The 17035-nt window shown below is 37.1% G+C and carries 14 protein-coding genes; 7 read left to right on the top strand and 7 right to left on the bottom strand.

Annotation, left to right across the window (positions count from 1 at the left end; genetic code table 11):
- The first annotated feature begins 59 nt into the window (after window positions 1-59).
- Window positions 60-1769, top strand: a complete 1710-nt coding sequence (locus B9Y84_RS15860; protein WP_085518524.1) for an amidohydrolase — start codon at window positions 60-62, stop codon at window positions 1767-1769.
- 86 nt (window positions 1770-1855) lie between these two features.
- Here the strand turns inward: B9Y84_RS15860 and argH are convergent, their stop codons facing one another.
- From argH to B9Y84_RS15825, 7 genes are read right to left on the bottom strand one after another with little or no spacing between them, the layout of a single operon-like run.
- On the bottom strand, window positions 1856-3187 hold the full coding sequence (gene argH / locus B9Y84_RS15855; RefSeq protein ID WP_085518370.1) for an argininosuccinate lyase: 1332 nt from the start codon (window positions 3185-3187) through the stop codon (window positions 1856-1858).
- The gene (locus B9Y84_RS15850) at window positions 3184-4272 is read right to left on the bottom strand and encodes a M20 family metallo-hydrolase (RefSeq protein WP_085518369.1); all 1089 of its coding nucleotides are present in this window, start codon (window positions 4270-4272) and stop codon (window positions 3184-3186) included. The genes argH and B9Y84_RS15850 overlap by 4 nt, the downstream gene beginning before the upstream one ends.
- Window positions 4272-5063: an acetylglutamate kinase gene (gene argB, locus B9Y84_RS15845; protein WP_085518368.1), complete on the bottom strand. Its 792-nt coding sequence runs from the start codon at window positions 5061-5063 to the stop codon at window positions 4272-4274. Before argB ends, B9Y84_RS15850 begins: the two co-directional genes overlap by 1 nt.
- Complete coding sequence (locus B9Y84_RS15840) at window positions 5060-6010, bottom strand: Rossmann-fold NAD(P)-binding domain-containing protein (RefSeq protein ID WP_085518367.1); 951 nt, start codon at window positions 6008-6010, stop codon at window positions 5060-5062. Before B9Y84_RS15840 ends, argB begins: the two co-directional genes overlap by 4 nt.
- Before the next feature lie 11 nt (window positions 6011-6021).
- On the bottom strand, window positions 6022-6987 hold the full coding sequence (gene argC, locus B9Y84_RS15835; protein ID WP_085518366.1) for an N-acetyl-gamma-glutamyl-phosphate reductase: 966 nt from the start codon (window positions 6985-6987) through the stop codon (window positions 6022-6024).
- The gene (locus B9Y84_RS15830; protein WP_085518365.1) at window positions 6980-8173 is read right to left on the bottom strand and encodes an argininosuccinate synthase; all 1194 of its coding nucleotides are present in this window, start codon (window positions 8171-8173) and stop codon (window positions 6980-6982) included. Before B9Y84_RS15830 ends, argC begins: the two co-directional genes overlap by 8 nt.
- 29 nt (window positions 8174-8202) lie before the next feature.
- Window positions 8203-8874: a GNAT family N-acetyltransferase gene (locus B9Y84_RS15825; RefSeq protein ID WP_085518364.1), complete on the bottom strand. Its 672-nt coding sequence runs from the start codon at window positions 8872-8874 to the stop codon at window positions 8203-8205.
- A 473-nt stretch (window positions 8875-9347) separates the two neighbouring features.
- Between B9Y84_RS15825 and B9Y84_RS15820 the strand changes: the two genes are divergently transcribed.
- The 6 genes from B9Y84_RS15820 to polA all read left to right on the top strand — a co-directional run bounded on the left by B9Y84_RS15820 (window position 9348) and on the right by polA (window position 16873).
- Window positions 9348-10283, top strand: coding sequence for a phosphoribosylaminoimidazolesuccinocarboxamide synthase (locus B9Y84_RS15820; protein ID WP_085518363.1), 936 nt, complete (start codon window positions 9348-9350; stop codon window positions 10281-10283).
- A 51-nt stretch (window positions 10284-10334) separates the two neighbouring features.
- On the top strand, window positions 10335-10718 hold the full coding sequence (locus B9Y84_RS15815) for an STAS domain-containing protein (protein ID WP_085518362.1): 384 nt from the start codon (window positions 10335-10337) through the stop codon (window positions 10716-10718).
- Window positions 10719-10724: 6 nt separating this feature from the next.
- On the top strand, window positions 10725-11639 hold the full coding sequence (locus B9Y84_RS15810; protein ID WP_085518361.1) for a ribonuclease Z: 915 nt from the start codon (window positions 10725-10727) through the stop codon (window positions 11637-11639).
- Window position 11640: 1 nt separating this feature from the next.
- Entirely contained in the window at window positions 11641-12444 is an 804-nt protein-coding gene (locus B9Y84_RS15805) for a queuosine precursor transporter (RefSeq protein WP_085518360.1), read from the top strand.
- A 148-nt stretch (window positions 12445-12592) separates the two neighbouring features.
- Window positions 12593-13969 (top strand): amidohydrolase family protein, encoded by a 1377-nt coding sequence (locus B9Y84_RS15800; RefSeq protein ID WP_085518359.1) that lies wholly within the window; start codon window positions 12593-12595, stop codon window positions 13967-13969.
- 93 nt (window positions 13970-14062) lie between these two features.
- The gene (gene polA, locus B9Y84_RS15795; protein WP_085518358.1) at window positions 14063-16873 is read left to right on the top strand and encodes a DNA polymerase I; all 2811 of its coding nucleotides are present in this window, start codon (window positions 14063-14065) and stop codon (window positions 16871-16873) included.
- Window positions 16874-17035: the final 162 nt, after the last annotated feature.

Raw genomic sequence — 17035 nt, 5'->3', positions numbered from 1 at the left:
CTTTATTGTATTTTATGCTTTTTAAAATTACTTTCAATCAAAATTTTAATGTTAATACTATGAAGATAAAGATTTTACTTTCCTTAGTCGCTATCCTTAGCTTGCTAAGCTGCCAGGATCAGCAAGAAACCGCAGACTTGATCATAAAAGGAGGCACTATTTACACAGTTAATGAAAAGCAGCCAACAGTGGAGGCTGTTGCCGTAAAAGACAATAAAATCATATTTGCTGGAGATGCAGCGGAGGTTGAGAAATATCTTTCTGAGCGAACAAAACAAATTGATTTGGCGGGAAAAACCATGACTCCTGGATTTATTGAAGGACATGGTCATTTCATGGGTTTAGGCTATAATGAGCTGAATGTAGATTTATTACAAACTAAAAGCTATGCTGAAATCATTCAAAAAGTAAAAGAGGCTGTAGATGCCGCTGAACCTGGCCAATGGATTACAGGTAGAGGATGGCATCAAAGCAAGTGGAAAGAATTACCTGAAAATACCATCAACGGTTTTCCTTTACATGATGCTATCAGTGAAGTTTCACCTAATAATCCAGTTTACCTAAGACATGCCAGTGGTCATGCAGGAATGGCCAATCAAAAGGCAATGCAAATTGCAGGAGTGCTTCCTTTGTCTAAAGAAAGTTTGGCTAATTTGGATGTTGAAGGAGGAGAGATATTTAGGGATGAAAATGGAAATCCCACGGGAGTCTTTAATGAAAGGGCAATGACTTTAATTACTAAGCACATACCTGAAAGTACTCCAGAAAAAGATCGAAAAGCTTTTGAATTAGCAGTGAAAGCTAGTCACCGAAATGGAATTACTAGTTTTCATGATGCAGGTATCGGTAGAGAAAATATTCAGCTGTATCGAGATATGAAGGCAGAAGGTAAGTTAGATGTGAGAATGTATGCAATGCTTACAGGTTGGGACAAAGAGCTCTTGAATGAATGGTATGAAAAAGGACCAGAGGTTGATAGTGCGCATCTTTTAACAATTAGGTCTATTAAATTGAATTGTGACGGTGCTTTAGGTTCCCGAGGTGCTTGGCTTTTGAAGGAATATACTGATCAACCAGGTCACTTTGGACATGAAACTTTACCTATGAGCTTTGTTTATACTACCTCTACAAAAGGTCTAGAGACTGGATTTCAAGTATGTTCGCATGCAATAGGAGATAGAGCCAACCAAGAAATTCTGGATCGATATGAAAAGGCCATGAAGGAAAATTCTGAAAAAACGAAGGACCATCGATTCCGCATTGAGCATGCACAACATTTGCATCCTGATGATATTCCAAGATTTGCTGAATTAGGAGTAATTCCTGCTATGCAAGCTGTTCATATGTCATCGGATAGGCCTTGGGCGATTGATAGATTAGGTGAAAAGCGAATAAAAGAAGGCGCTTATATGTGGCAAGCCCTGCTACAATCAGGAGTTCCAATTGTGAATGGAACAGATGTGCCAGTTGAACCAATTGATCCTTTAGCTTCATTCTATGCTAGTGTTAGTCGTAAAACTCTAGAGGGAACTCCTGAAGGAGGATATGAGCCGGAACAAAAAATGACCCGTGAGCAAGCCTTACGATCTTATACTCTTGATGCTGCTTATGGCGCTTTTGAAGAAGATATTAAAGGATCTATTGAAGTGGGTAAATTAGCCGATTTCACCATTTTTGACAAAGATATTATGAGTGTACCTGAGAATGAGATCCTTGAAGCTGCAGTTTCTATGACGGTTTTTGATGGTAGAGTAGTTTTTGAGCTTTGATCAGCAAGACAGTTCTTATGTAGTTAATTTCAGTTAAACTGTCCCTAAAATTGGTTTAGGGACAGTTTTTTTATTACCTGAAGCTATTATTGTAATAAGTCATTTTTACTGCTTTCGATTTTCCTGAAATCAAATCGTTTAATTTTTGACTTTATTTTTTCACTGATCTCCTCTAAACATAGATTCCCAATACTGCCTTCATGAGAATGATTTAATGTGGTTTTGGCTTTAAAATCTCCTTTTTCAATATCCAGCCCCACTTTTTTGTAGGCTTCTCTAAAGGAAAGTCCTTTTTTCACGAGTCGGTTTACTTCTTCAACACTGAAGAGATATTGATATTTCTCGTGCACCAAAATATTTTGCTGCACTTTAATTTCTTTCAGCATAAAATGAGTGATATTTAGGCAGTCCAATGTGGTTTCGATGCCAGGAAAAATGTATTCTTTTAATAACTGTTTATCACGATGGTAGCCAGTGGTCAGATTAGTATCATTCAAGCTAATGGCATTCGGGATGGCATGCAATTGATTAGTTTTGGCACGCACTAATTCCCATACATCAGGATTTTTTTTATGCGGCATAATACTACTTCCTGTTGTCAACTCATCAGGAAAACTGATAAATTGAAAATGTTGATTCATAAACAGGCAAATATCAGATGCCATTCTATTCAAAGTACTTCCTATTGCACTTAATGCAAAAGCTAAAGTCTTTTCAGTTTTCCCTCTGCTGTTTTGTGCATTGATTACGTTATGGTGCAGGTCTTCGAACCCCAATAATTCAGTCGTGAAAGTTCTGTCAAGCGGAAAAGAAGAGCCATATCCTGCAGCAGAACCCAAAGGATTTTTATTGATGATTTGATAGGCAGCATAAAGCATATCCATATCTTCAGCTAAAGACTCTGCGAAACTGCTGAACCACAGGCCAAAAGAAGATGGCATGGCTAGTTGGGTATGCGTATAGCCGGGCATTAAATCCCCTTTATATTTTTCAGCTAATTGAATAAGCAATTCAGATAATTGCTTTGCAGACGCTACTATTTCCTTGACTTTATCGCGGTAAAATAGTTTTAAATCCACCAATACTTGATCGTTTCTTGATCGACCACTATGGATTTTTTTACCGATATCCCCTAATCTTTCAATAAGTAAAAACTCAATCTGACTATGCACATCTTCCACTCCTTCCTTAATCTGAAAATTTCCAGCCTGAATTTCTTGAAAAATAATTTTTAATTCCTTTGATATTGCTTTGAGTTCTTCTTTAGAAATAAGAGAAATTTTCGTCAACATTCTGATATGGGCTATTGAGCCTAAAACATCATAGGGAGCTAACAAAAGATCAAACTCCGTATCTCTTCCTATGGTGAATTGCTCTATTTCTTTTAAAGAGTCTATATTTTTTTGCCAAATTTTCATATTACAGTATTTTGATGATTCATGTATTGCTCCAACAATTGGATGTAAATTTCAACCCCTTCTTCAAGTTCTTGTATTTCAATAAATTCATCTGCTGTATGAGAACGTTCTGATTTTCCTGGGCCAATTTTTACAGAATGAAATGGAATAAGTGCCTGATCAGACAAAGTAGGGCTTCCGAATTTTTTCAATCCTAATACCTTTCCTACTTCTATTATTTTATGCGTTTCGGGAATAAATGAGCTTTGTAATCTGAATGATCTTGCTTTTAATTCAGTGCCCAAATGGCTTTGTAATTCTCCAAAGGCTTCCTGCAAAGTGTAAGCATCTGTAACTCTAACATCCAATGTGAATTCACAAAGATCAGGCACTACATTATGTTGTTGCCCAGACTTAATCATAGTGGCGCTTACTTTATTTTGCCCTAGATATTGAGATGATTTTTTGAATTTAAAGTCCCGTATTTTTAGAATATCTTCCATAGCTTTATAGATAGCATTTTCTCCTTCATCTCTGGCGGCATGCCCGGCTTTCCCTTTTGCCACTGCATCTATCACTAGTAAACCTTTCTCTCCTACTGCCAGTTTCATTTCTGTTGGTTCACCTACTATGGCCAATTCACATTTTGGTATATGTTCAAGCACACTGCTGATTCCATTTTGTCCACTTATTTCTTCTTCTGCAGAAGCAATTAAAATGAGGTTGTAGGGAATATCTTTTGAATAAAATTTAAGAAAAGTGGCGATCAAGCTGACCAATGAAGCTCCTGCATCATTACTTCCTAAGCCAAAAAGCTTTCCGTCTTCCTCTACAGGTTCAAATGGATTTTTAGTATAGCCTGCATTAGCTTTTACCGTATCATGATGAGAATTGAGTAAAATGGAGGGTTTTTGCTTATCAAAATGAAGATTGGGAGCGATAACATTATTTCCTATTCGATTAAATTCAACTGATTCATTTTTTAGGAAATTAGAAATTGCATCAGCGGTTTTATCCTCTTCTTCGCTGAATGAAGGGATTGTAATCAATTCTTTTAATAATTGAATTGCTTTGGTTTTCAAGTCTATGTGTTGAATATTTTCCATTAGGCGCAAATAAGGGTTCCTGTTTTTTCATTGGCAATTGCTAAATCAATATCATCTGCTGACCCGATTCTGATTTTAGAAACGCCTGATTCTAAAGCCCGAAATGCATTTTCTAATTTGGGTTTCATACCCTCATGAATCAGAGATTTAGAAAGTAGCTCGGCATAAGTGCTAGGGTTAAGTTGTGGGATAATTGATTCTTCATCTTTTATATCTAGCAAAACACCTTTTTTATCAAAACATAGCCATAAATTCACTTCAAATTGTGATTGTAAGGCACAGGCAATTGTCATGGCAATTGTATCACCATTTGTATTCAATAATTGTCCTTTCCCATCATGTGTTATCGGGCATATAACAGGAGTTAAATTTTGAGATAATAGGTTTTGCAATAGGTCATTATTTACTTTTTGAATATCTCCAGCAAATCCATAATCAATCGTTTTCACTACTCTTTTTTCTGCCGTAAGTAAATTTGCATCTGCACCGCTCAAGCCAATTGCATTTACATTTTGCGATTGCAGTTTTGCTACTATCTTTTTGTTGATCAATCCGCCATAAACCATTGTGACTAATTCTAAAGTTTCAGCATTCGTAATTCTTCTGCCTTCATGAAATTTAGTCACTACCCCCATTTTTTCACCTATTTGATTGGCCAATATACCCCCTCCATGAATTAAAATCTTCTGTCCTGGCACTCTGGAAAATGAATTTAGGAATCGATCCAATTTCTCTTCATGATCTATGGTCTTTCCCCCAATTTTAATAATATTAATGACTTCTCTTTTCATGACCCCATATTTGAAATGATTTCAAAAAGTACAGCCTGAGCCGCATAGATTCTATTTTGGGCTTGCAAAGGCACTAGACTTTTATTGCCGTCCAAAAGTTCATCAGCCAATTCTAAATTTCTTCTCACTGGCAGGCAATGCATAATTTTAGCGTTTTCTTTTAACTGATGATCTTTTAATAACCATTTGCCTTTCACTTTTGGCAATTTTCCATAATCATGGTAGCTGCTCCAATTTTTCACATAGACAAAATCTGCATCAGCAACAGCTTTTTCTTGGTCATATTCAATCGCTGCCCCTTTGGTAAATTGCGCATCTAATTCATAGCCATCAGGTTGTGTTATGGTCAAATTGTGTCCTAAACCTAGCGCCCATTCCGCAAAAGAATTGGGAACGGCATGAGGCAAAGCTTTTACGTGCGGTGCCCAACTTAAAACGATTTTTGGTTTTGAAACCTTCTGCCAAGTTTCTTCGATACTCATCATATCCGCTAAAGACTGGAGCGGATGGCGACTTGAGCTTTCCAAACTGACCACTGGTTTTTGGCTGTATTTGATAAATTGATGGATGACCTTATCCGCCATATCCTGTTCTTTATCAATTAATGTAGGGAATGCTCGAATTGCTAAAATATCAAAATATCCACCTAAAACTGATGCCGCTTCTTTGATGTGCTCTGCTTTATTTTCATTCATGATGACCCCTTCTTCAAATTCCAGAGCCCATCCTTCCTTGTCAATATTAAATACAATAGCCTCCATCCCTAGATTGTTGGCTGCAATTTGGGTACTCACTCTAGTTCTTAAGCTTGGATTTAAAAAAATCAATCCAATTCTTAGTCCTTTTCCAATTTCTTTTTTCAAAAATGGGTTTTCCTTAAATTGAAGTGCTGATATTATTAATTTTTCAGCTGAATATTTAGTATCGAATTTTATATAATTTTTCATCTTTCTTAATTTTAGTAGACAGTGGCTTTTAGTTGTAAGCCTGAATTTTCTTCCCAACCTAAGTGCAAATTCATGTTTTGGACTGCTTGTCCGGCAGCTCCCTTCAGTAGATTGTCAATGATGGAGGTGATAATTAACTGACCTGATTTTACTTCAAGATGCAATAGGCATTTATTAGTATTGACCACTTGCTTTAAATGAATAGGCTCGTCAGAAATATGGACGAAAGCAGAGGATTCATAAAAATCAGTAAAAGCCTTTTTAGCAATATTAAGCATGCCTTCAAAAGGAAAATAGGCAGTTGTTAAAATCCCTCTGGAGAAATTCCCTCTGTAGGGTACAAATAAGACATCTTTCGTAAAGTCTGAATTTATTTGAGTAAAAGTCTGCTTGATCTCATGCAAATGCTGATGTTCGAATAACTTATAAGCAGATATATTCTGATTTCGCCAGCTGAAATGGGTGGTGTCGGATGGAATTATACCTGCTCCCGTACTTCCCGTAATTCCACTTACATGAATATTTTCCTTCACCCAAGAATTGGCAATTGCCGGAGCCAAGGCCAATTCAATGGCTGTGGCAAAGCAACCCGGATTGGCGATTCGCTTGGATGATTTTACTTTTTTCGGGAAAAATTCGCTCAGTCCATAAACAAAACCTTCTTTTTCGTTTCGAAAATCAGTGCTTAAATCAATCAATAAAACTTCATCGGCTATTTTATTTTCTTGAAGAAATTGCTGAGATCTTCCATGAGGCAAAGCCAGAAATATTACTCGAACGCCTACTTTAAGCGATTGGGTGAACATTAAATCTGTCTCACCTATTAAATCTGTATGGACTTCGCTTACCTTTCTCCCGTTTTGGCTATTGCTCAAAACAAAATCAATCTCTGCTTTAGGATGATGCAATAATAATCTTATCAGTTCACCCCCTGCATAGCCCGCAGCTCCTACTATTCCAACTTTTAGCTTATCCATTTTCTTTGTTGATCTGGTGATAAATAGCCGTTTGATTGCCTGTGATTTTGGTAAAGCCTTTCACATCATCTGCAGTCCAACCCAAATTCATTTCTCCGTAGCTACCGAATTCACTGGACATCAAATCATGGACTGATTCAATTCCTTTTAAGATGAAATGCTCAGGCTTCAATTTCACAAAAACTTTACCGCTTACTTTTTCCTGACTGTCCAAAAGCATAGCTTCAATATTTCGCATCACAGGATCCAAATAATGTCCCTCGTGCAAATGATTCCCGTAAAACTCGGACAATTGATTTTTCCAAAATATTTGCCATTTGGTAAGGGTATGTTTTTCCAAAAGATGATGGGCTTTGATAATGATTAATGCAGCAGCTGCTTCAAAACCCACTCTACCTTTTATGCCGATGATGGTGTCACCTACATGTATATCTCGACCGATCCCAAAAGGACTGGCAATCTTTTCTAATGCTTGAATGGCTTCAGTTGGGTGCGTAAAATCTTTATCATTTAAGCCGATAAACGCTCCATTTTTAAAAGTGAGTGATATCTCCTCCGCTTCAGTTTTACTTATTGGAGTTGGGAACGCATCATCGGGTAAATATTGATCAGAAGTCAAGGTTTCAGCTCCACCTACTGATGTCCCCCAGATCCCTTTATTGACAGAGTATTTAGACTTTTCAAAATCCATTTCGACACCTTGCGTCTTTAAAAAATCAATTTCTTGTTCTCGGCTTAATTTCAGATCTCTAATCGGAGTAATGATTTCAATTTCAGGCAAAAGGATTTGAAAAATCATATCAAATCGAACTTGATCGTTGCCTGCTCCTGTGCTTCCATGCGCGATGGCATCTGCTCCAATTGCTTTTGCATATTCAGCTAAAGCTTGTGCTTGTACGATTCTTTCCGTACTGACTGATAAGGGATAAGTCTGATTTTTCAGGATGTTTCCGAAGACCAAAAATTTGATCACTTTCTCGTAAAATTCCTCCAAACGATCAATAACCGTAAAGGACGCGATGCCTAATTTTTGGGATTTAGTATCCGCTGCTTTTAATTCTTCAGTAGAGAAACCTCCCGTATTGACTAAAACGGCATGGACTTCATAACCTAGTTCTTTTGATAGATAAAGGCCACAGAAGGTGGTATCCAAACCACCGCTATAGGCTAAAACAACTTTTTTCATAATTTATATTTTTGATTTCTTAAGACTTTTTAAAATAAATTCACCCATTGAGATGAATGCTTTTTGAGCTTCAGCATGACATGCTTTTTAATCCTAGTCCAGCGCTCAAAAAGTTTGATGTTCTTAGAGAAGTTTTTTCTAAGTGCCTTGGCTTTACTTTCAGATTTGGGTGTATATAGCAGAGCGGTGCAAATGCAATTCTGCTTATTTTTGGATTGCAGAATATCATAATTTACGCAGCTTTGACAGCCCTTCCAGAACTCCTCATCTTTAGTTAAATCTGAATAGCTTACAGGGATATAGCCTAAGGCAGAATTGATTTTCATGACAGCACTTCCTGTTGTTAAGCCAAAAATCTTTGCATTGGGATATTTCTTCCTGCTTAATTTAAATATCTCGGATTTGATAGCGCTGGCTAAACCTGAATTTCTGAATTCGGGCGCTACAATTAATCCTGAATTTGCTACATATTTCTCATGATCCCAAGATTCGATGTAACAGAAGCCGGCCCAAGCCTTATTCTGGTTCAAAGCAATAACAGCTTTGCCTTCCAACATCTTTTTCTCGATATACGCTACCGATCTTCGGGCAATGCCGGTACCTCTTTTGGCTGCAGAGTCTGCCATTTCATCTATGATAGTTGAAGCATAAATTTGATCTGCTTCTTGAGCAATTCTGATGATAAATTTTGATTTTTCCATTGAATGAAAAATTGAAAATAGGCGTGCATAGCAGTATGAAAAACAGCTAGAGCACTAACAATGAAATAATAGAATATAATTGGGGTATTGGATTCCCGCGTAGGGCATCCTAGAATAGAAAAGGGCTATGCCCTAAAGAAAAACCTGCGAGTCTGGCGACTACGCAATACAGCCGTAGCATCAACAGCAATAATTGCTACTGAATTAAAATTTTGCGCTATGGTATTATTCTTTTTCAAATTCAGTAACAAAGGTTTGCAATATTATTTGATAAAACAATGGGAAATCTTATAAATTTTTAAAAACACTGTTTGTTACGAAGAGTTTTTTAAATACAATCACATCTTTTTGATTAAGCAAAAAGAAAGGAATAGAAATGAAAGTAGCGAAGCTGACCTAGGGATAAAGTTTATTGATAAATTCAATTACATCCTATCTTTTTTATCTGCCAACACTTAGCTATTTTTGCCACAATGGAAGCAATTAGAGAAACCAATTTTCAGCTGCCTAATCAGCAAAATTTTTATAGAGGGAAAGTAAGGGATGTTTATACTACACCCAATCAATTAATAATGGTGGCCACTGATCGGCTTTCTGCTTTTGATGTCGTGATGCCAAGGGCTATTCCTTTTAAAGGACAAGTCTTAAATCAAATAGCAGCCAAAGCTTTAAAAGCTACGGAGGATGTAGTACCAAATTGGTTGTTATCTAATCCTGACGCCAATGTGAGTGTAGGGTTTAATTGCGAGACTTACCCTGTTGAAATGGTCATTAGAGGCTATTTAGCAGGTCATGCCTGGCGAGAATATCGAGATGGGAGGCGCAGTATTTGTGGTGTTTCTTTACCAGAAGGGTTAAAGGAAAATGATAAATTGCCTCAACCGATCATTACGCCTACTACCAAAGCGCATGAAGGACATGATGAGGATATTTCGAAAGAGGAAATTTTGAAACAAGGCTTAGTTTCAAAAGCAGAATATGAGAAACTGGAGGACTATACTCAACAATTGTTTCAAAGAGGTACTGACCTAGCTGCTAGAAATGGCTTGATTTTGGTAGATACTAAATATGAATTTGGTAAAATGGGGGATAAAATTTACTTAATAGATGAAATCCATACCCCTGATTCTTCACGCTTCTTTTATGCTGATGTATATGAAGAAAATCAATCGAAAGGATTGAAGCAAAAGCAATTGTCAAAAGAATTTGTAAGGGAGTGGTTGATAGAAAACGGTTTTCAAGGAAAAGACGGTCAGCAAATTCCTGAAATGACAGATGAGAAGGTTGCGGAGATTTCTAATCGTTATGTAGAATTATACGAAAAAGTAACTGGTGAGAAATTCCAACCCCGAGATTACAATGACGTATTAAAAACCATTGAACAAAATATCCTAAAAAGTATTAAATAAGAAGTTAGATTTGCTTACTGAAAAGCAATACAGATTTTTAAACAAAACATTATGAAATATTCAATTGATAAAGAAGAAAAATACTCATTGATTAAAATAAAGGAAGAGAAATTTGATTCTTCCGTAGCATCTGGCTTTAAATCAGATTTAGTGACCATGCAAGCAGAAGGTGTTCAAAACATGGTCATTGATATGTCAGATGTGAAATATGTCGATTCTTCTGGTTTAAGTGCTTTATTGGTCGGAAATAGAGTATTTGGTGAGAATGGTGGGGCTTTTATCATCGCGGCTCCTACAGAGCATACGGAGAAATTGATTAAAATATCTCAATTGGATAAAGTATTCGATATTTTACCAACAGTTCACGAAGCAGTAGAATCTGTATTCATGCATGAATTAGAAAAAGGCTTGGGTGAAGAAGGCGATAGCGAGTAAGATCCATTGTCATTTGAAGTTCACATATTAGGCTCCAATTCGGCAGCTCCAGCTCATGGCAGGCATCATACTTCTCAGGTCTTGAAGATTCAAGATTTGCAGATCATGATCGACTGCGGGGAAGCTGCACAAATGCAAATGAAAAAATATGGCTTAAGGAAGAATCGCTTGAGCCATATTTTTATAAGCCATTTACATGGCGATCACTTCTTAGGTTTGATGGGCTTGCTATCAACCATGCATCTAAACGGTAGAAAAACAGATCTTTATCTCTATGGGCCGGTAGGCTTGTCTGAAATCATAAGTTTACAATTGAAGTACGCAAATACTCGCTTAAGTTATCCCATCCATTTTCAAGAATTAAAAGGCGACCAATCCGAACTGATTTTAGATCATCCAAAAATTACAGTACAAACTATTCCCCTTCAACACAGAATTCCATGCACAGGATTCCTGATCAAAGAAAAGCCCAAGCCCAAGCGCCTGCGAAAAGAAAAAGTTTTGGAACTAAGCGTTAGAGATATTAATATTTTGAAAAAGGGTGAAGATGTGTTGGATGAGTCAGGTCAACTGAAACTCAGAAATTCAGATTATACTTTGCCCGCTAAGCGCTCCAGAAGTTATGCGTATTGTTCTGATACTAAATATAATGAAGAAATCATTCCTTTGGTAAGAGAAGTTGACTTACTCTATCATGAAGGAACTTTTTTACATGAAAACTTAGAGAGGGCAGAAGCTACCTTCCATACAACAGTTAAACAGGCTGGTATTATTGCAAAAAAATCGAATGTAGGACAGTTATTGATTGGCCATTTTTCAAATCGATATAAAGAGTTGTATCCATTATTAGAGGAGGCGCAAAAAGAATTTGCGAATACTCAGCTGGCTGAGGAAGGAAAAGTTTTTACAATTAACGAATAGGATGGAGGCAACAAAGTCAAGTGGATCTCTGAATAGAAAGAAAAGGAATCTTTTTATTGTTCTAAGTGGGATTTTCCTCACCAATGCACTATTGGCTGAGATTCTGGGAGTCAAGATTTTTTCAGCTGAATCTACTTTAGGTTTTCCACCTGCACAAATCAGACTGTTTGGTGATTTTGTATTAGATTTTAATCTTACTGCTGGCGTCATCATCTGGCCTATTGTTTTTGTCACGACTGATATTATTAATGAATATTTCGGTAAAAAAGGAGTGCGTAGAATCAGTTTCTTAACTGCCTTGTTTATTTTATATTCCTTTTTTGTGATTTATGCTGTGACTAAACTGGCACCAGCAGATTTTTGGTTGAATGTTAATTCACCTGATCCGAATGGAAAGGATTTTAACATTAATTATGCGTACGGAGTTATTTTTCAACAAGGTTTAGGAATTATCATCGGTTCTTTGACCGCTTTTTTGATTGGTCAGTTTTTAGATGTCTTGGTTTTTCAACACTTAAGAAAATTTACAGGAAGTGGCAAGATATGGCTCAGAGCTACGGGTTCAACCTTGGTTAGCCAGTTAGTAGACAGCTTTGTGGTCCTTTGGATTGCTTTCTTTGTTTTTGGGAATTGGAGCATGGAACAAGTGCTCTCTGTTGGAGTCATTAATTATATATATAAAGGTGCACTGGCTATTTTACTGACGCCACTTCTTTACGTTGCTCATTTCTTGATAGATCGATATTTAGGGAAGGAAAATTCCGAGAGGATTACAGAGGAAGCTGCTGGGGAGGGCTTTTTCTAGTTCGGCAGAGGCGGTAGTAATTTTAACTAGCCGGAGGCTAGTGGAAGTGAATGTCTACAATCGCTAGTCTCTGCCTAGTAATGATTACTGTTCCCTTTGATATGGATTCCACATCTTAGATCAATTTCATTATATTTAAAGAAAAATCATGAAGTCACATCGCTCACTTTTCCTTACACTACTTAGTGTCATTTTAGTGTCATCTTGTACTCTTAATAAGCAAATATCTGTTGATTTAATTCTGATGAATGCTTCCATTGTAGATATTCAAAATAACAAGACACTCGAAAAACAATATGTAGCAATTAAGGCAGATACAATTTTTGCCACGGGTCCTATGGATGAAATACCTGTTTATAGCGCTCAAAGATCTGTCGATCTAAAAGAAAAATACGTTATGCCTGGCCTGTGGGATAATCATGTACATTTCAGAGGCGGAACGGACTTAATTGCTGGAAATCAGGATTTATTGGGCTTGTTTTCAAAATTTGGGGTGACCACTGTTCGAGATGCGGGTGGTGATATAACGCCTGCGGTGATGGGTTGGCAGGAAAAAATTATGCAGAACGAATTAGTAGGTCCAAGAATTTTTACTTCTGGCCCAAAGCTAGATGGGCCAAAGCCTGCTTGGGAAGGATCAATTAAAATTGAAAATGATCAAGATATTCAAAATGCCTTGGATTCTTTAGAATCAATTGGAGTAGATTACGTAAAAATTTATGATGGAAGTTTATCAAAAGAAAATTTCTATGCCATTATAGAAGCAACAGACAAAAGAGGTATGAAAGTTACCGGTCATATGCCCATGTCGGCCGATTTGAATAAAGCAGTTGATTTGGGATTGGATGGAAGTGAACATATGTATTATGTGATGAAGGCTTGTTCACCTAAGGCAGATAGTTTAACGGAATTGGGTTTAGGCTATGGCATGATGGAAACTATCACGGATACTTATGACTCCCAATTAGCAAACGAATTTTTTACGAAACTGGCTAAAAAAGAAGTGTATATCACCCCTACGCTATATATTGGAAAAGTACTTTCCCAGTTAGCTGATAAAGATCACAGCGAAGACTCCCTGCTCAACCAAATAGGAACGGGTGTTCAAAAAACTTATGAAGGAAGAATTAAATCTGCTCAAAGAGCCAAGTCATCAGGAAGTCAGATGCGAGAAAAAGTGTCGGACTTAGCTAAGCAAATGATTCGACCCATGTTCGATGCTGGTGTTCCTATTTTGGCCGGTTCAGACTGTGGACCGTTCAATTCTTTTGTTTATCCTGGAGAAGCACTTTGGGGCGAATTGTTTAGTTTGGTTGATGCTGGACTTACTCCAGCTGAGGCTTTACAAACTTCTTTGATCCATGGTCCTGAATTTATGGATTTGGAAAAATATTATGGAAGTGTAGAAGAGGGGAAAGTAGCAGATTTATTAATCTTAGTTAAAAATCCTTTAGATGATATTCAAAACTTGAGGAGCTTAGAGAGGGTTATTTTAAAAGGGGATTTTACTGATAAAAGGAATTAATTATAACTTTAAAGGAATTGTCTGTTTGTCATTCCTTTTCGGTCAACAATTTTCTAACTTTAAAATCTCTTTAAATTCTGAATTAAATATCAAATGAGCAATACACCTGAATCTGATAAAAAATTATTCCTTCTTGATGCAATGGCGCTAATTTATAGAGCACATTTTGCTTTTAGCAAGACACCAAGAATTAATTCAAAAGGCATGAATACTGGAGCAGCACTAGGATTCACCAATAGCTTGTTAGAAATACTGAAAAAAGAAAAGCCTACGCATATAGGAGTTGCATTTGATACCTCTGCTCCAACTTTTAGACATGAAGAATTCCCTGAATATAAAGCCCAAAGGGAAGCACAACCTGAGGATATTAGAGTGGCCATTCCTTATGTAAAGAAAATTGTAGAAGCATTTAATATTCCAGTACTCATCATGGATGGCTTTGAAGCAGATGATATCATCGGAACTATTGCGAAACAGGCAGGTGAAGATGGCTTTAAAGTCTATATGATGACGCCTGACAAGGATTATGCTCAAATGGTGACAGAAAATGTGTTTCTATACAAGCCAGCCTTTATGGGGAATGGTGTTGACGTGTTAGGCATAGAAGAAGTGAAGAAAAAATTTGATATTGATCGTGTAGAGCAGGTTATTGATATTTTGGGATTACAAGGCGATGCAGTTGACAATATACCGGGCATCCCAGGAGTGGGGGCTAAAACTGCAGTTAAATTCTTGAAGCAATATGGTTCTGTAGAAGGGTTGCTTGAACACACCGATGAGCTAAAAGGAAAAATGAAGGAAAAGGTGGAAGCTAATAAAGAACAGGCTTTACTTTCCAAAAAATTAGCCACTATCAAAATAGATGTTCCATTAAAATATGAACCAGATAAGCTGGTATTAGATGAACCAAATGAAGAGGTATTAAAAGAGTTATTTGAGGAGCTCGAATTTAGGACCCTAATGAAAAGGGTTTTGGGAGAAGAACCAGCTGCTCCAGCAAAGTCTTCTTCAAAGGTTGACCCCGCTCAAATGTCTATGTTCACTGATTCTCCTGAGGAGGCTGCAGACAAGGAGGAAGAGCCTGCAGAAAGAAGAACCTTAGCAAATACTGTACATCACTACCACCTAATTGATACTCGGGAATTGAGGGAGGACTTAATTACCTATTTATCTATACAAGACGAATTTTGTTTTGATACAGAAACTACTGATTTGGAACCGAAAGACGCAGAGTTGGTTGGTCTCGCATTCTCCTATGTAGCTGGGGAAGCTTATTATGTGCCTTTTCCTGCCGATCAGAAGGAAGCTCAGAAAATTGCGGATGAATTTAAGGAGGTGTTAGAAAATGAAGATATCATAAAAATAGGGCAAAACTTGAAATATGATATCCAAGTGATACGCAATTATGGGATTAGAGTCAAAGGAAAAATGTTTGATACCATGCTGGCTCATTACCAAATAGATCCTGAAACTCGCCATAACATGGATGTCATGGCTGAGAATTACCTGAACTACAGTCCGGTTTCCATAACTGAATTGATTGGTAAAAAAGGTGTGAAGCAAGGGAATATGCGTGATGTACCGGTAGAGGACGTAGTAGAATATGCAGGTGAAGATGCTGATATAACACTACAGTTGAAGCATATTTTGGAAAAAGAGATAAAGGAAAATAATCTTGAAAATCTACTGCATGAAGTAGAAGAGCCACTTTCTTATGTATTGGCAGAAATGGAATACGAAGGCGTGAAAATTGATAAGGATGCATTGGCCAAAATGTCTAAAGAATTAGAAACTGCTGCATTAGAAGCCCAAGAGAAAATTTTTGAATTAGCAGGTCAGGAATTTAACATCGCATCACCAAAACAGTTGGGTGAGATTCTTTTTGATAAAATGAAATTGGTTGACAAACCAAAAAAGACCAAAACCGGACAATATGCTACGGGAGAGGAGATTTTATCTAAGTTGGCTAATGAACATGAAATAGCGGATAAGATTTTAGAATTCAGGGAATATCAGAAATTGAAATCTACTTATGTGGATGCTTTACCAAAGCTAATAAGTAAGAAGGATGGACGAGTTCATACAGACTATCGACAAGCAGTAGCAGCAACCGGTCGATTAAGCTCCAACAATCCGAATCTTCAAAATATACCAATACGAACTGAAAAAGGGCGATTAATTAGAAAAGCATTTGTGCCTAGAGATGAAAATTATCAATTGATGGCGGCAGATTATTCTCAAATTGAGTTGCGTATAATGGCTGCCTTCTCGCAAGATGAGGCCATGATGGAGGCATTTAAGAATGGTAGGGATATTCATGCTACCACTGCTGCAAAAGTCTTCGGTGTGGAATTGGATGATGTTGACCCGGGCATGAGAAGAAAAGCCAAAGAAGTTAATTTTGGTATTATTTATGGGATTTCAGCTTTTGGTTTAGCTCAAAATCTTAATATCTCCAGAACTGAAGCTTCTGATATTATTAAAGCTTACTTCAAAGAATTCCCCAAGGTGAGTGAATACATGGAAAAAGTGAAAGAGGAAGCCAGAGAAAAAGAATATGTAACCACTATATTAGGAAGAAAGCGATGGTTAAGAGATATTAATTCTAGAAATCAAACCATAAGAGGTTATGCGGAGCGAAATGCAATAAACGCACCTATTCAAGGCAGTGCTGCTGACATGATTAAGGTGGCTATGATTAACATTCATAAATGGATGGAGAAAGAAAAGATGAAATCAAAGATGATTATGCAGGTGCATGATGAATTGATTTTTGATGCTCATAAGGATGAAGTTGAGAAGCTAAAGGAAAAAGTAGTGGATTTGATGAAGAATGCCATGGAGCTGGATGTTCCCATGGAAATTGGGGTTGGTATTGCAGATAATTGGAGTGAGGCACATTGATAGAAAGTGGGAAGTTTGATGTGTGAAGTAGAAAGTTAGAAGTGGTATGATGAGGTCAGTACCGCAGGTCAGACCGAAAATTATTCTTTAGGAAATGCTTTTTACGAGATAAAAGTACAATTAAACAGGAAGTAAATAAATGAAACGTCTAGAATCTAAATT

The sequence above is a fragment of the Marivirga sericea genome (assembly GCF_900177665.1).
GTDB lineage: Bacteria > Bacteroidota > Bacteroidia > Cytophagales > Cyclobacteriaceae > Marivirga > Marivirga sericea.
The sequence above is the reverse complement of the archived record's forward strand: the minus strand, read 5'-3'. Positions and strand labels throughout refer to the sequence as shown.

Coding starts and splice junctions, on each gene's coding strand:
- B9Y84_RS15860 (WP_085518524.1), top strand. CDS start 60: ATGAAGATAAAGATTTTACTTTCCTTAGTCGCTATCCTTAGCTTGCTA.
- argH (WP_085518370.1), bottom strand. CDS start 3,187: ATGAAAATTTGGCAAAAAAATATAGACTCTTTAAAAGAAATAGAGCAA.
- B9Y84_RS15850 (WP_085518369.1), bottom strand. CDS start 4,272: ATGGAAAATATTCAACACATAGACTTGAAAACCAAAGCAATTCAATTA.
- argB (WP_085518368.1), bottom strand. CDS start 5,063: ATGAAAAGAGAAGTCATTAATATTATTAAAATTGGGGGAAAGACCATA.
- B9Y84_RS15840 (WP_085518367.1), bottom strand. CDS start 6,010: ATGAAAAATTATATAAAATTCGATACTAAATATTCAGCTGAAAAATTA.
- argC (WP_085518366.1), bottom strand. CDS start 6,987: ATGGATAAGCTAAAAGTTGGAATAGTAGGAGCTGCGGGCTATGCAGGG.
- B9Y84_RS15830 (WP_085518365.1), bottom strand. CDS start 8,173: ATGAAAAAAGTTGTTTTAGCCTATAGCGGTGGTTTGGATACCACCTTC.
- B9Y84_RS15825 (WP_085518364.1), bottom strand. CDS start 8,874: ATGGAAAAATCAAAATTTATCATCAGAATTGCTCAAGAAGCAGATCAA.
- B9Y84_RS15820 (WP_085518363.1), top strand. CDS start 9,348: ATGGAAGCAATTAGAGAAACCAATTTTCAGCTGCCTAATCAGCAAAAT.
- B9Y84_RS15815 (WP_085518362.1), top strand. CDS start 10,335: ATGAAATATTCAATTGATAAAGAAGAAAAATACTCATTGATTAAAATA.
- B9Y84_RS15805 (WP_085518360.1), top strand. CDS start 11,641: ATGGAGGCAACAAAGTCAAGTGGATCTCTGAATAGAAAGAAAAGGAAT.
- B9Y84_RS15800 (WP_085518359.1), top strand. CDS start 12,593: ATGAAGTCACATCGCTCACTTTTCCTTACACTACTTAGTGTCATTTTA.
- polA (WP_085518358.1), top strand. CDS start 14,063: ATGAGCAATACACCTGAATCTGATAAAAAATTATTCCTTCTTGATGCA.